The organism is Enterobacter cloacae complex sp. ECL72, from assembly GCF_019056635.1.
GTDB lineage: Bacteria > Pseudomonadota > Gammaproteobacteria > Enterobacterales > Enterobacteriaceae > Enterobacter > Enterobacter hormaechei_C.
Window position 1 is genome coordinate 3247629 of the sequence record NZ_CP077659.1, and the last position, 12870, is coordinate 3260498.

Here is a 12870-nt window from a genome sequence, read left to right on the forward strand (position 1 = left end):
TTCCTTAAGCCAAATTTATAACAGAAGCGCCAAAGCCTTCTGTGTCGGTTGTGTGTTGGAACCAGGCGAGCGTGCTGTGCAGCTGCACCACTTCGCCCACCACGATCAGGGCGGGCATTGGGGCGTCTTTCGCCAAGGTTGCAAGGTCTTGTAAGGTGCCGATGGCGACATGCTGATCGACGCGTGTCCCGCGGGAGATCACCGCTACCGGCGTCGTCGCATCGCGACCGTGCTGAATAAGCTGTTCGCTGATGTCAGCCGCTTTCATCGTGCCCATATAAATCGCCAGCGTTTGTCGGCTCTGGGCGAGATGCGACCAGTCAAACGGCGTGCTGTCGGCTTTATAGTGCCCGGTCACAAAGGTCACGCTCTGGGCGTAATCGCGATGGGTCAGCGGAATACCGGCGTAGGCCGTGACGGCAGACGCCGCCGTAATACCGGGAACCACCTGGAACGGGACGCCCGCTTCGGCTGCCGCCTGCAACTCCTCGCCACCACGACCGAAGATAAACGGGTCGCCCCCTTTCAGGCGCACCACGGTCTTGCCCGCTTTCGCAGCGGCAATCAGCATCTGGTTGGTGTCGTGCTGGGGCACGGAGTGCTCGCCGGCACGTTTGCCGACGCAAATTTGCTCCGCGTCACGGCGGATCAGCTCGCGAATACCGTCGGTGACCAGGTGGTCATAGAACACGACATCCGCATCCTGTAGAACCTGGAGGCCACGCAGCGTGAGCAGCCCGGCATCCCCCGGCCCGGCTCCCACCAGAATGATTTCTCCGCCCGTACTGCCGGGGTTATCCAGTTCGTCTTCGAGAATTTGTTGCGCCGCCGTCTCGTTACCGGCCTGCATCAGGCTGGCAAAGCGGCCGCGAAACACACGCTCCCAGAAGCGACGGCGTTCCGTCACGCTGGTCAGACGCGTTTTCAAATGGTTGCGCCAGTAGCTGGCCTTCTCCGCCATGCGTCCGAGGCTGGTCGGCAGCAGCGCTTCGATTTTTTCTCTCAGCACGCGCGCCAGCACCGGGGCGGTGCCGCCGGAGGAGATCGCCACCAGCAGCGGCGAGCGGTCGACAATCGACGGGAAGATAAATGAGCATAACGGCTGGTCGTCTACCACGTTCACCAGACGGTGACGGGCCTGGGCTGCGTCGGAGATGCGGCGGTTGAGCGCCCGATCTTCGGTTGCCGCAATCACCAGCACCACGCTGTCGATCTGAGACTCTTCAAAATCCGCCTCTGCAACGATCTGCACCTGCGCCCCGGCGCGTTGCAGGAAGGCGATTTTGCGATCGGCAATTTCACCCGTCCCGACAACCAGTACCGGTCGGTCTTTTAAGGCAGCAAAAAGGGGGAGATAGTCCACAGGCAACAACTCACTAACAACCACGAATAAAGGGACTATAGGGGGCGGCTTAGATCGAATGAAATTACGAATTGGAATGAGTAGTTACTCAATGGAATAACGCCGTGGAAAAGCAAATATCAAAAAGTGCTTAACACGCGAAATTTCGGGCATTTAGGAGCAATTCAAATTGTGTCTACCCGATCACAGTTTCATACTATGCGGGTTAAAATTTTGCTCTGTTTTTAAGGACTCACTATGTTTTCCGCAATGCGCCACCGATTCGTTGCCCTGGCGCTCGGCGTTTGCTTTATCCTTCCGGCTCAGGCAAAAAATCAATCTTACGGTGAAATAGCCAGTATGCAGGCGCGGCATATTGCGACGGTCTTTCCGGGCCGTATGACCGGAACCCCAGCCGAGATGCTCTCGGCAGACTATATCCGTCAGCAGTTTGCGGATATGGGCTATGAGAGCGACATTCGCGCTTTCCACAGCCGCTACATCTATACCACACGCAATAAAACGCAAAACTGGCATAACGTAACCGGCAGCACGGTCATTGCCGCGCACGAAGGAAAGGCGGCTGAGCAGATTATTATTATGGCGCACCTTGATACCTACACGCCGTTGAGCGACGCCGATGTCGATAATAACCTCGGCGGGCTGACGCTTCAGGGACTGGATGACAATGCGGCGGGTCTGGGCGTGATGCTTGAGCTGGCCGAACGCCTGAAGAATATTCCGACGAAATACAGCATTCGCTTTGTTGCGACCAGCGGCGAAGAAGAAGGAAAACTCGGCGCTGAGAATCTCCTTAAGCGCATGAGCGCTGAGGAGAAGAAAAATACGTTGCTGGTGATTAACCTCGATAATCTGATCGTGGGGGATAAGCTCTATTTTAATAGCGGACAGAGCACACCGAGCAGCGTACGTAAACTCACCCGCGACCGCGCGCTGGCGCTTGCCCGCACACATGGCGTCTATGCCGCGACAAATCCGGGCGGTAACCCGCAGTATCCTAAAGGCACAGGCTGCTGTAATGACGGTGAAGTGTTTGATAAGGCGGGCATTCCGGTGCTGTACGTCGAGGCGACGAACTGGGCGCTGGGCAAAAAAGATGGCTATCAGCAGCGCAGCAAATCGAAAGCCTTTCCGGACGGGACCAGCTGGCATGATGTGCGGCTGGATAATCAGCAGCACATTGATAAAGCGCTGCCGCAGCGGATTGAGCACCGCAGCCGGGATGTCGTGAAAGTGATGCTGCCGCTGGTGAAGGAGCTGGCGAAAGCGGGGAAAGCCTGATGTCGTTAAGCCCGGTGGCGGCTACGCCTTACCGGGCCTACGTTTCGTGCCGTTGCAGGCCCGGTAAGCGCAGCGCCACCGGGCGAAAAAACATTACCCTTCGTGCAATCCGCACTCGCGCTTCAGCCCAAAGAATCGCGTCTCTTCTTCCGCCATTCCCGGTTCCCATTTACGCGTGGTGTGGGTGTCGCCTACCGACAGGTAGCCTTGATCCCACAGCGGATGGTACTTCAGCCCGTGCTTTTGCAGATACTGGTACACCGTGCGGTTATCCCAGTCGATGATCGGCAGCACTTTGAACACGCCGCGCTGCACCGCCAGCACCGGCAGCGTTGCCCGGCTCCCGGACTGCTCGCGGCGCAGGCCCGCGAACCAGGTCTGAGCGTTCAACTCTTTCAGCGCCCGGTTCATCGGCTCGACCTTGTTGATCTCATTGTATTTCTCAATGCCCTCAACGCCCTGTTCCCACAGCTTGCCGTAGCGCGCCTCCTGCCAGGCCGCGCTTTCCGTCGCGCGGTAAACTTTGAGGTTCAGCTTGAGCTTGTCCGTCAGCTCGTCAATAAACTGGTAGGTCTCCGGGAACAGATAGCCGGTATCGGTGAGGATCACCGGAATGTCCGGGCGGATCCGATTCACCAGGTGCAGGCTGACCGCCGCCTGGATGCCAAAGCTTGACGACAGCACATAGTCACCCGGCAGGTTTTCCAGCGCCCACGCCACGCGCCCTTCGGCGTCGAGTTTTTCCAGCTGGGCGTTGGTTTCTGCCAGGGCCAGAATGCGTTCGACTTTTGGCAGGTCATTTAGGGCGTTTAGATCGAGTACGGACATAAGAACCTCGTTTGCCTGTTTTGCCGGGCGGCACTGCGTTTGCCCGGCCTACAAAACCCGTAGGCCCCGTAAGCGAAGCGCCACCGGGCAAAGGATGTGTTACTCCCAGAAATCCCTGGCGGGATCGAGCACCGGGCGAATGATGCCCGCACGCACCGTAAAGTCGCCGAAGCCTTCACCCGCTTCACGCTCTTTCGCCCAGCGCCCGACAAGCTCGTCGATGGAATCAAGAATTTCCGGTTCCGTAATATTTTCACGGTACATACGCGGAATGCGCGTCCCCATACGGTTGCCGCCAAGGTGCACGTTGTAACGACCCGGCGCTTTGCCCACCAGACCCAGCTCGGCCAGCATCGCGCGACCGCAGCCGTTCGGGCAGCCGGTGACGCGCATAACAATATGCTCGTCCGGAATACCGTGTTTTTCCAGAATCGCTTCCACTTTATCAGTGAAGGACGGCAGGAAACGTTCCGCTTCGGCCATCGCCAGCGGGCAGGTCGGGAACGACACGCAGGCCATCGAGTTTTCACGCTGCGGTTTAACCGCATTCATCAACCCATGATCGCGCGCCAGCTTCTCGATCTTCGCCTTCTGGCTTTCCGGCACGCCGGCAATAATCAGGTTCTGGTTGGCGGTAATGCGGAACTCGCCTTTATGGATCTTAGCAATTTCCAGCAGACCGGTTTTCAGCGGGCGGCCCGGATAATCCAGAATACGACCGTTTTCAATAAACAGCGTCAGGTGCCATTTATTATCGATACCTTTCACCCAGCCAATGCGATCGCCGCGACCGGTGAATTCGTAAGGGCGGATCGGCTCAAACTTGATCCCCGCGCGACGCTCCACTTCTTCTTTGAACGTCTCGACGCCTACACGCTCCAGGGTGTATTTGGTTTTCGCGTTTTTACGGTCGGTACGGTTGCCCCAGTCGCGCTGGGTAGTAACCACCGCCTCAGCCACGGCCAGCGTGTGCTCCAGCGGCAGGAAGCCGAACTCGCTCGCGGTGCGGGCGTAGGTTTTCTTGTTCCCATGCTCGATGGACAAACCGCCGCCCACCAGCAGGTTAAAGCCGACCAGCTTGCCATTTTCGGCAATCGCCACGAAGTTCATGTCGTTGGCGTGCAGGTCGATATCGTTCTGCGGCGGGATAACCACCGTGGTCTTGAATTTGCGCGGCAGGTAGGTCTGACCGAGGATCGGCTCTTCGTCCGTGGTCGCGACTTTCTCCTGATCGAGCCAGATCTCCGCATAGGCACGCGTGCGTGGCAGCAGGTGCTCGGAGATCTTCTTCGCCCACTCGTACGCTTCGGCGTGCAGCTCGGACTCATACGGGTTCGAGGTGCAAAGCACGTTACGGTTCATGTCGTTGGCGGTCGCCAGCGCGTCCAGCCCCACGGAGTGCAGCATCTGGTGCACCGGCTTGACGTTTTTCTTCAGAATGCCGTGGAACTGGAAGGTCTGACGGTTAGTCAGACGGATGCTGCCGTAAATCGTGTTTTCACCGGCAAACTTGTCAATCGCCTGCCACTGTTTGGTGGTGATGATGCCACCCGGCAGGCGGCAGCGCAGCAGCATCGCATGACGCGGCTCCAGCTTCTGTTCGGCACGTTCGGCGCGGATATCGCGGTCGTCCTGCTGGTACATACCGTGGAAACGGATCAGCAGGAAGTTGTCGCCTTTGAAACCGCCGGTCAGGCCGTCATTTAAATCTTCGGCAATGGTACCGCGCAGGTAGTTGCTCTCTACCTTCATGCGCTCGGCATCAGACAGTTTGCCTTCGACCACCAGTGGGCCAGGATGTTTTTCGCTCATTAGTAGACATCTCGCTGATAACGGCGCTCTACGCGCAGCTCACTTAAAAATTCATCCGCCGTTTCGGCATCCATACCGCCGAATTCGGCAATCACTTCCAGCAGTGCCTGCTCAACGTCTTTCGCCATGCGATTGGCGTCGCCGCAGACATAAATGTGGGCGCCGTCATTGATCCAGCGCCACAGCTCTGCGCCCTGTTCGCGCAGTTTGTCTTGTACGTATACTTTTTCTTTCTGATCGCGGGACCAGGCCAGATCGATGCGGGTCAGCACGCCCTCTTTGACGTAGCGCTGCCATTCAACCTGGTAGAGGAAATCTTCAGTAAAATGCGGGTTGCCGAAGAACAGCCAGTTTTTACCCGGCGCCTCGTCCGCTGCACGCTGCTGCATAAAGGCGCGGAACGGTGCGATGCCGGTGCCCGGGCCAATCATGATCACCGGCGTTTCCGGGTTCGCCGGCAGGCGGAAGTTGTCGTTGTGTTCGATAAAGACGCGCACCTCGCCCTCTTCTTCCACGCGGTCGGCCAGGAAGCCCGACGCCCCACCCGCCCGCGCGCGGCCTTCGATGTCGTAACGCACCACGCCAACGGTGATGTGGACTTCGTTTTCCACTTCCGCCTGTGAAGAGGCGATGGAGTAAAGACGCGGCGTCAGCGGACGCAGCAGGCCGATCAGCGCGTCGGCATCCAGCTGTGCCGGGGAGAAACGCACCATGTCGACAATCGGCGTCGTCGCGGCGTAATGCTGTAACTTCACTTTGTCCCCCACCAGCGGCAGAAGGGACTCGCTGCGCGTTAAGGTGGCGTAGTTTTCAACGATATTGGCGGTGTTCACCGTCAGCTCGAAATGCCACTGAAGCGCCTCAGAGAGCGGTAAGGTTTTACCTTCCACCTGGACCGGCTCCGTGCCTTTCAGCCACAGCAGCTCGACCAGCTCTTTCACCAGCGCCGGATCGTTCTGATACCAGACGCCCAGCGCATCGCCAGGCTGATAACGCAGGCCGGAGTCACCGAGATCGATTTCGATATGGCGCACGTCTTTTTCCGAATCACGGCCCGTGATTTTCTGGTTTACCGACAGGCTCGCCGTCAGCGGCGCCTCTTTCGTGTAAGGGCTGGTGTGGATTTCGTTGACGGTGCCCGCTGCGGTAACGGCGGCTTGCGCTGGCGTCTCTTTCGGGACGCGGGCCTTCAGCACCTCAACGATGCGCGTCCGCCATTCGGCGGCGGCGGCCTGGTATTCGACATCAGCGTCTACGCGATCCAGCAGGCGCTCTGCACCCAGCTCCGCCAGCTTGCTGTCGAAGTCTTTACCGGACTGGCAGAAAAATTCATAGGACGTATCACCGAGGCCGAAGACGGCAAAGGCGGTGCCCTCCAGCCTGGGCGCTTTTTTCGAGAACAGGAACTTATGCAGCGCGACGGCTTCTTCCGCAGGCTCACCTTCCCCCTGCGTTGACGCCACCACCACCAGCAGTTTTTCTGACGCGATCTGTTTGAATTTATAATCCCCGGCGTTGACCAGGTTAACGTTCAGCTTCGCGGCGAGCAGGTCATCACGCAGCGCTTCGGCCACACGACGGGCATTACCCGTTTGCGAAGCGGAGATAAGCGTGATGGCAGGAATTTCAACGGCCGTTGGCGGGACGCCAGCCACAGCACCCGGCTGCTGATTGAGCATTCCCCAGAAATAGCCGGAGACCCAGGCGAGCTGGGTGGGTGAAAAATCGGAAGTCGCGGCCTGGAGGCGCGCCAGTTGCTCCGGGTTAAGGGGAAGCAAATTTGAAGGTGGGGCCTGTGTTGTCATGCGTCGTTATGTTCCAGTAGCAAAGCGGACTTTAAGCGAATAAATCCAAACTGAAGATAAGGTTAACGGCGGGGATAATAACAATTAAAGAAGGGATGGAAATAATAAATAACCAAATGGACTAACCTGTTTTAGTTATCGTTCTTAACGATAAAAGCGATTAAATAACTATTTGAAATAAAACAATAAAGGCCGATAAACACCATGAATACGAGGCGGTGACCGTTCAGAGCCGTTTTAGTTAATGATAAAAATTGTGCTTTCCGGTACTATGCGGCGGTTTTTTCCGCATTCCTGAGAGCTATGATGTCCACCACACTGTTTAAAGATTTCACCTTCGAAGCCGCACACCACCTTCCACACGTTCCTGCCGGACACAAATGTGGCCGCCTGCATGGACACTCGTTTATGGTGCGTCTTGAAATCACCGGTGAAGTCGATCCCCATACGGGCTGGATCATGGACTTTGCCGAACTGAAGGCTGCGTTTAAGCCGACCTACGATCGTCTCGATCACTACTATCTGAATGATATTCCGGGCCTTGAAAACCCGACCAGCGAAGTGCTGGCGAAATGGATTTGGGATCAGATGAAACCGCTGGTTCCGCTGCTGAGCGCGGTGATGATCAAAGAGACCTGCACGGCAGGCTGCGTCTACCGCGGGGAGTGAATCTCCTCCGTTGCGGTCTCACGAGGCACGAGCGGCGTAAACTCGTAGAGCACCAGCGCATTACTCTCCAGTGATTCACTCAGTTGCCAGCCGTCATAAAGGCGTTCATCGCGTACGGAAAGCGTTGGACGCGCTTTATGCGCTATCCAGCGCCACATCTCTTCATCAGGGCCGCTTTCGCTGCCAACCCCTTCAAGTAACGGATAGAGCGCGCCGTTGTGCTGATCAAACAGATGACATTTAATTCGCCATTTACCGCGCATTCCCTTCAGGTGTAAATGATACTGCTGGCGAAAACGCTGGATGAATGCTTCTTCACTGGAAAGGAGCGGATTAAAAACCACCACATTACGCAGCAACAGCTGATAACCATTGCGATGGCGCGTAAGCAGGACACGCTTATCATTGACCAGCACCTCGCCCCGCAGACGTTGCCAGAGCCAGAGTACCCAATAAACCGGACGCGGCAGACCATGGTTATACTGTAGCGCCAGGCTTGAGGTATCGATGGTGTTGTTCGCACGAGCTTCTCCCTGAAGGCCCGAATTAAGCCAGAATCCCGCCAGCCAGACCTGCTCCGAAAGCCCGAGCAGGTTCTGCATCAGCAGCGCCCCACGAAAAAACCAGCCGTTTGTCGCCCGTGTGTTGCCGGTGAGGGTATTCCAGGAGAGAAGCCAGACGGGAAGCGAACATTTACGCAGGCGAAGGGCAGCGAGGATCTGGCGGACCTTCAGTATCGGATAATTTTCCGTTGAAGAGAGAGGGGTTGCCTCCAGCTGCGCGGGATCGAGAAGTTCATTAGCATCGGCAGAACAGGCAAGAAAATCGGCCTGCATCAGGATGGCTGAACTGAACAGGGTATCGTCGCTTACGCCCGCGCTGACGGGGGCAAATCGGTGCCATAAACCAAACTTTGCCTGCGGAAGATAAGTTCGTATTGCCTTTTGCTGGGCCAGCCAGACCTGCTCCCGGGTCTCCTCACTTGCCTGTGTTGACCAGTGCATGACGAAGTGCCAGCCCGCGGTGATCTCTGGCGAAAAATGATTAACCGACTGTTGTAAAAAACGGGTAAGAAGATCGCGACGGGTCGTTACGCCGGTGTGCAGTAGCACCGTCCACTGCTTTTTTGCCAGCCAGGTGAAGAGCTGATGCAGATTGTACCAGCAGGCGTAGCCCGCCATCTGGGGGTCATCCCACCCGGTGGCAAACAGACGACTGCTGAGAAAAGGTTCGGCGATATCAATCCCCTCAATGGGAATGGCCTCATTTATCGCCTCCAGATTTTGTCGAACGTCCTCACGCAGCAAATCGTCGAGCTCACGCAGGGTAATGACCACCCGCATACGGCGCAGCGAGGCAGAAAGAGGATTAAGCTGCTCAAGATCCAGGCTCTGCTCCTGCTGCGGATGAACGATGAGCGGCGAGGCTCCCCAACCGCGCGCCACCGGTTCATTGAGCAGGCTAAACAGCTTGTCCACGGCGACCGGATAGCGCTGCTCACGCCTGTCCGTCCGAATACGTGCCGCCTCCGGGTGCTGGCGCCGGGCCTTACGAAACTCACCCGGAGACATATTGTGAACACGCCTGAACCGATCGCTCATCATACGCGTGCTGGCGAAACCCTGCTCAAGCGCAATCTGATGCAGCGGTCGGTTCGTCAGCCGGAGAGCGTCGGCCGCCTTTTCCAGCCGCAGGTGGGTGATGTACTGCATGAAACTGATCCCCACCTCCTTGCGAAAGAGACGAGAGAGCCAGGCTTCAGAGACATATTCACTCGCGGCGATTTCCGCAAGCGTAATACGGCGGGAATAACTGGCATTGATCCGCTCTATCACCCGGGCGATGCGTTTGCTGTGCGCTGAGGAAAGTTCCCGGGACAGCATACGGGCGGGCTGTTGAAAGCGGCTGGTCAGCAACAGCAATATCTCGCTCAGCCAGCGGTACGCCTCCAGCCGGTAGCGGTGCGGGTCGTTGATGAGGGTGACCACAAGAAGCTGGCGCAGCAGATCGCGAAGCGCATCGCATTGGGGCCAGACGCCTCCGGCTTCTGCCGGTACAGCATAATCATGGGCAAAAAAATCATTGCAGAGCTGGACGACCCAGCGCCCGGAAAGGGTTACGCGCAGGGTGACATTTGCCGTTTCGCTCGTGAACTGCCAGCGCCGATGACGGTTGATGATAGCAAGGGTATTGGCCTCCAGGATGTCATGTCCCACATCGGTGTTCAGCTCTGCCCGCCCTTCCAGCACCCAGAGCAACGTTAGCGTATCGCCTTCATCCTCCACGCAGTGGCGAATGTCCTGAATCTCTATCCAAAACTTATCTCCCCGTTGCGCCATCTTACCCCTCACCAAAGACAAAAAATGACCTGATCTTTTTTGTCATAACTGAATTGTATGAAAAACAATCAAAATAAAGCCGTCGCTTTACAACAAAAAAATGCATTTTCAGGCGGGACGATCGTCATAGACTCGAAATTATCATCGTTTGGCAGAAAAAGGATAACAAAAATGACACATCCAATTATCGAAGCTCTGCGTGGCAACGAAGCCCGGTTCACTGAATTACGTCACTATTTTCATCAGCATCCTGAAATTGGTTTTGAGGAGCACAACACGAGCGATCGCGTTGCAGCGCTGCTTCAGGAATGGGGATATGAGGTTCATCGCGGCCTGGCGAAAACCGGTGTGGTCGGCACACTGAAGGTGGGTAACGGGCATAAACGCCTGGGTCTGCGCGCCGATATGGATGCGCTGCCAATGCAGGAAAACAACGGCAAGGCGTGGAGCAGTACCGTTGAGGGTAAATTCCACGGCTGCGGTAAGGACGGCCACACCACAACGCTCCTGTATGCAGCGGAGTACCTGGCACGCACCCGTAATTTTAACGGCACGCTGCACCTTATTTTTCAGCCCGCGGAAGAACTTCTGTATGGCGGACGCGTTATGGTAGAGGACGGTTTGTTTGACCTGTTCCCCTGCGACCACATCTTTGGTCTACACAATATGCCGTCACAGCCCCTCGGAAAAATTGGTCTGCGCGATGGCGCCATGATGGCCTCTTCCGACACCCTTCATATTGAGGTTAACGGCGTGGGTGGTCACGGCGCGGTGCCAGAACATACCGTTGACGCCACCCTGGTTGCCTGTCATATCACTATCGCGTTGCAGTCCATTGTTTCGCGCAACATTACCCCCTTCCAGCCAGCCGTCGTTACCGTAGGCAGCATTCAGGCCGGGCACGCCCCTAACATTATCAACGACAAAGTATTGATGAAACTTACCGTGCGCACGCTGGATGAAAGCGTGCGGCAAACCGTGCTACAGCGTATCCATGATATCGCCGTTGCACAGGCGGAAAGTTTCAATGCGACGGCCACCATTCGACACATTAACGGCAGCCCGGTGCTGAAAAACAATCCGCAAGCCAACGAGATGGTGCGCAGCGTCGCCACCGATCTGTTCGGTCAGGATGCCGTCGCGGAGGTCAATGCGTTTATGGGCAGCGAGGACTTTGCTTTCATGCTCGAGAAAAATCCCAATGGATGCTATTTCACGCTTGGCGCCGGGGATGAGCCTGACCGCTGCATGGTACATAACCCGGGCTACGACTTTAACGACAACATTCTCCTCACCGGCGCGGCGCTGTGGGCCGCACTGACCGAACACTATCTGCGCTGATTCGCACCTTCCCGGGAGGGCTGCACTATGAGTACCGTTTCCCTGACAGGCGCATCCGCCTACGCCGGTAACGATCGGCTGCTGGCGGGTATCGTCATGAGCGTTCTGACATTCTGGCTGTTTGCCCAGTCGGTTATCAACGTGGTTCCGGCCATGCAGAATAGCCTCGATATTGCCCTCGAAACCCTTACGCTGGCCGTCAGCCTGAGCGCGTTGTTCAGCGGCTGTTTTGTCGTCGCCTGCGGTGGGTTTGCCGATAAGTATGGGCGCATGCGCCTGACCATGATTGGCCTGATCCTGAGCATGATCGGGAGTGGTCTGCTGTTCATTTCATGGGAGCCCGTCCTGTTTCTGTTGGGACGAGCGATACAGGGGCTATCAGCGGCCTGCATTATGCCCGCCACGCTGGCGCTGATTAAAACCTGGTATGAAGGTAAAGCACGCCAGCGCGCAATTAGTTTCTGGGTTATCGGTTCATGGGGCGGGAGTGGCCTGAGCTCGTTTGTGGGAGGCGCCATCGCCACCACGCTGGGCTGGCGCTGGATTTTTATTCTGTCGATGGTGGTGGCTCTGGTCGCGCTATTGCTTATCCGCGCCACGCCGGAAAGCCGCAGCCCTGATGCGTGTCGACACAAACTGGATATCAGCGGCCTGGTGAGTTTTGTCCTTATGCTGGTGCTGTTCAATCTGTTTATCAGCAAAGGACACAGCTGGGGCTGGAGCAGCAGTTTATCGCTTCTTGTACTGTGTGGAGCCGTGATTGCACTGATGTGCTTTATCGTTACCGGGCGGCGGAAAGGCGATGCGGCGCTGATCGATTTCGCCCTGTTTAAAAACCGGGCCTATAGCGCCTCGGTATTCTCAAATTTCCTGCTCAACGGCTGCATTGGCACCATGATGATCGCCAGCATCTGGTTGCAGCAGGGCCATCATCTGTCACCGCTACAGACCGGCATGATGACGCTGGGGTATCTGGTTACCGTACTGGCGATGATCCGGGTGGGTGAAAAACTGCTTCAGCGCTATGGCGCCAGGCTGCCGATGATGACCGGCCCGCTGCTGACCGCAACAGGTATTTCGCTGATTTCATGCACCTTCTTAAGCAAAGAGGTCTACATTGTTACCGTTTTTCTGAGCAATATTTTATTTGGGCTGGGGCTCGGATGTTACGCCACGCCCTCAACGGACACGGCGGTAATGAATGCCCCTGAAAACAAAGTGGGGGTGGCTTCTGGGATCTATAAGATGGGCAGTTCCCTGGGCGGCGCAATGGGTATCGCGGTCACCGCATCGCTGTACGCGCTATGGCTGCCGATGGGAACGGCCAGTGCCGCGCAGTATGCCTTGCTTTTCAACAGTGCGATTTGCCTTGGGTCGGCAGTCGTGACCTGGGCTTTACTGCCAACAACAAAAGCCCCGCGTTAAGCGGGGC

9 protein-coding genes are annotated in these 12870 nt (G+C 56.8%); 4 read left to right on the forward strand and 5 right to left on the reverse strand.

What is annotated here, in order from left to right; translation table 11 throughout:
• Positions 1-4: 4 nt before the first annotated feature.
• Positions 5-1363, reverse strand: coding sequence for a siroheme synthase CysG (cysG, locus tag KTH07_RS15735; RefSeq protein WP_023304331.1), 1359 nt, complete (start codon positions 1361-1363; stop codon positions 5-7).
• Positions 1364-1600: 237 nt separating this feature from the next.
• Here cysG and KTH07_RS15740 point away from each other — a divergent pair, with 237 nt between their 5' ends.
• Entirely contained in the window at positions 1601-2644 is a 1044-nt protein-coding gene (locus KTH07_RS15740) for an aminopeptidase (RefSeq protein ID WP_015571715.1), read from the forward strand.
• Between the two features lie 93 nt (positions 2645-2737).
• Here the strand turns inward: KTH07_RS15740 and cysH are convergent, their stop codons facing one another.
• The 3 genes from cysH to cysJ all read right to left on the reverse strand — a co-directional run bounded on the left by cysH (position 2738) and on the right by cysJ (position 7089).
• Entirely contained in the window at positions 2738-3472 is a 735-nt protein-coding gene (gene cysH / locus KTH07_RS15745; RefSeq protein ID WP_017382820.1) for a phosphoadenosine phosphosulfate reductase, read from the reverse strand.
• Between the two features lie 99 nt (positions 3473-3571).
• The gene (gene cysI, locus KTH07_RS15750; protein WP_015571717.1) at positions 3572-5284 is read right to left on the reverse strand and encodes an assimilatory sulfite reductase (NADPH) hemoprotein subunit; all 1713 of its coding nucleotides are present in this window, start codon (positions 5282-5284) and stop codon (positions 3572-3574) included.
• Positions 5284-7089 (reverse strand): NADPH-dependent assimilatory sulfite reductase flavoprotein subunit, encoded by a 1806-nt coding sequence (gene cysJ, locus KTH07_RS15755; protein WP_032619140.1) that lies wholly within the window; start codon positions 7087-7089, stop codon positions 5284-5286. Before cysJ ends, cysI begins: the two co-directional genes overlap by 1 nt.
• 303 nt (positions 7090-7392) lie before the next feature.
• On the opposite strand from cysJ, the gene queD reads away from it, so the two are divergent.
• Entirely contained in the window at positions 7393-7758 is a 366-nt protein-coding gene (gene queD / locus KTH07_RS15760; RefSeq protein WP_006811776.1) for a 6-carboxytetrahydropterin synthase QueD, read from the forward strand.
• Here the strand turns inward: queD and KTH07_RS15765 are convergent.
• Entirely contained in the window at positions 7743-10097 is a 2355-nt protein-coding gene (locus KTH07_RS15765) for a helix-turn-helix domain-containing protein (RefSeq protein ID WP_023304333.1), read from the reverse strand. The two genes, queD and KTH07_RS15765, sit on opposite strands and share 16 nt — an antisense overlap.
• A 171-nt stretch (positions 10098-10268) precedes the next feature.
• On the opposite strand from KTH07_RS15765, the gene KTH07_RS15770 reads away from it, so the two are divergent.
• Positions 10269-11438 carry a M20 aminoacylase family protein gene (locus KTH07_RS15770; RefSeq protein ID WP_063162078.1) on the forward strand — a complete coding sequence of 390 codons (1170 nt, stop codon included), beginning with the start codon at positions 10269-10271 and terminating at the stop codon, positions 11436-11438.
• Positions 11439-11465: 27 nt separating this feature from the next.
• On the forward strand, positions 11466-12863 hold the full coding sequence (locus KTH07_RS15775) for an MFS transporter (RefSeq protein WP_045331240.1): 1398 nt from the start codon (positions 11466-11468) through the stop codon (positions 12861-12863).
• The last annotated feature ends 7 nt before the right edge of the window (positions 12864-12870 follow it).

Bases quoted from the DNA above. Each gene is read 5' to 3' on its own strand.
- queD (WP_006811776.1), top strand. From the start codon at position 7,393: ATGATGTCCACCACACTGTTTAAAGATTTCACCTTCGAAGCCGCACAC.
- KTH07_RS15765 (WP_023304333.1), bottom strand. From the start codon at position 10,097: ATGGCGCAACGGGGAGATAAGTTTTGGATAGAGATTCAGGACATTCGC.
- cysJ (WP_032619140.1), bottom strand. From the start codon at position 7,089: ATGACAACACAGGCCCCACCTTCAAATTTGCTTCCCCTTAACCCGGAG.
- cysH (WP_017382820.1), bottom strand. From the start codon at position 3,472: ATGTCCGTACTCGATCTAAACGCCCTAAATGACCTGCCAAAAGTCGAA.
- KTH07_RS15775 (WP_045331240.1), top strand. From the start codon at position 11,466: ATGAGTACCGTTTCCCTGACAGGCGCATCCGCCTACGCCGGTAACGAT.
- KTH07_RS15770 (WP_063162078.1), top strand. From the start codon at position 10,269: ATGACACATCCAATTATCGAAGCTCTGCGTGGCAACGAAGCCCGGTTC.
- cysI (WP_015571717.1), bottom strand. From the start codon at position 5,284: ATGAGCGAAAAACATCCTGGCCCACTGGTGGTCGAAGGCAAACTGTCT.
- KTH07_RS15740 (WP_015571715.1), top strand. From the start codon at position 1,601: ATGTTTTCCGCAATGCGCCACCGATTCGTTGCCCTGGCGCTCGGCGTT.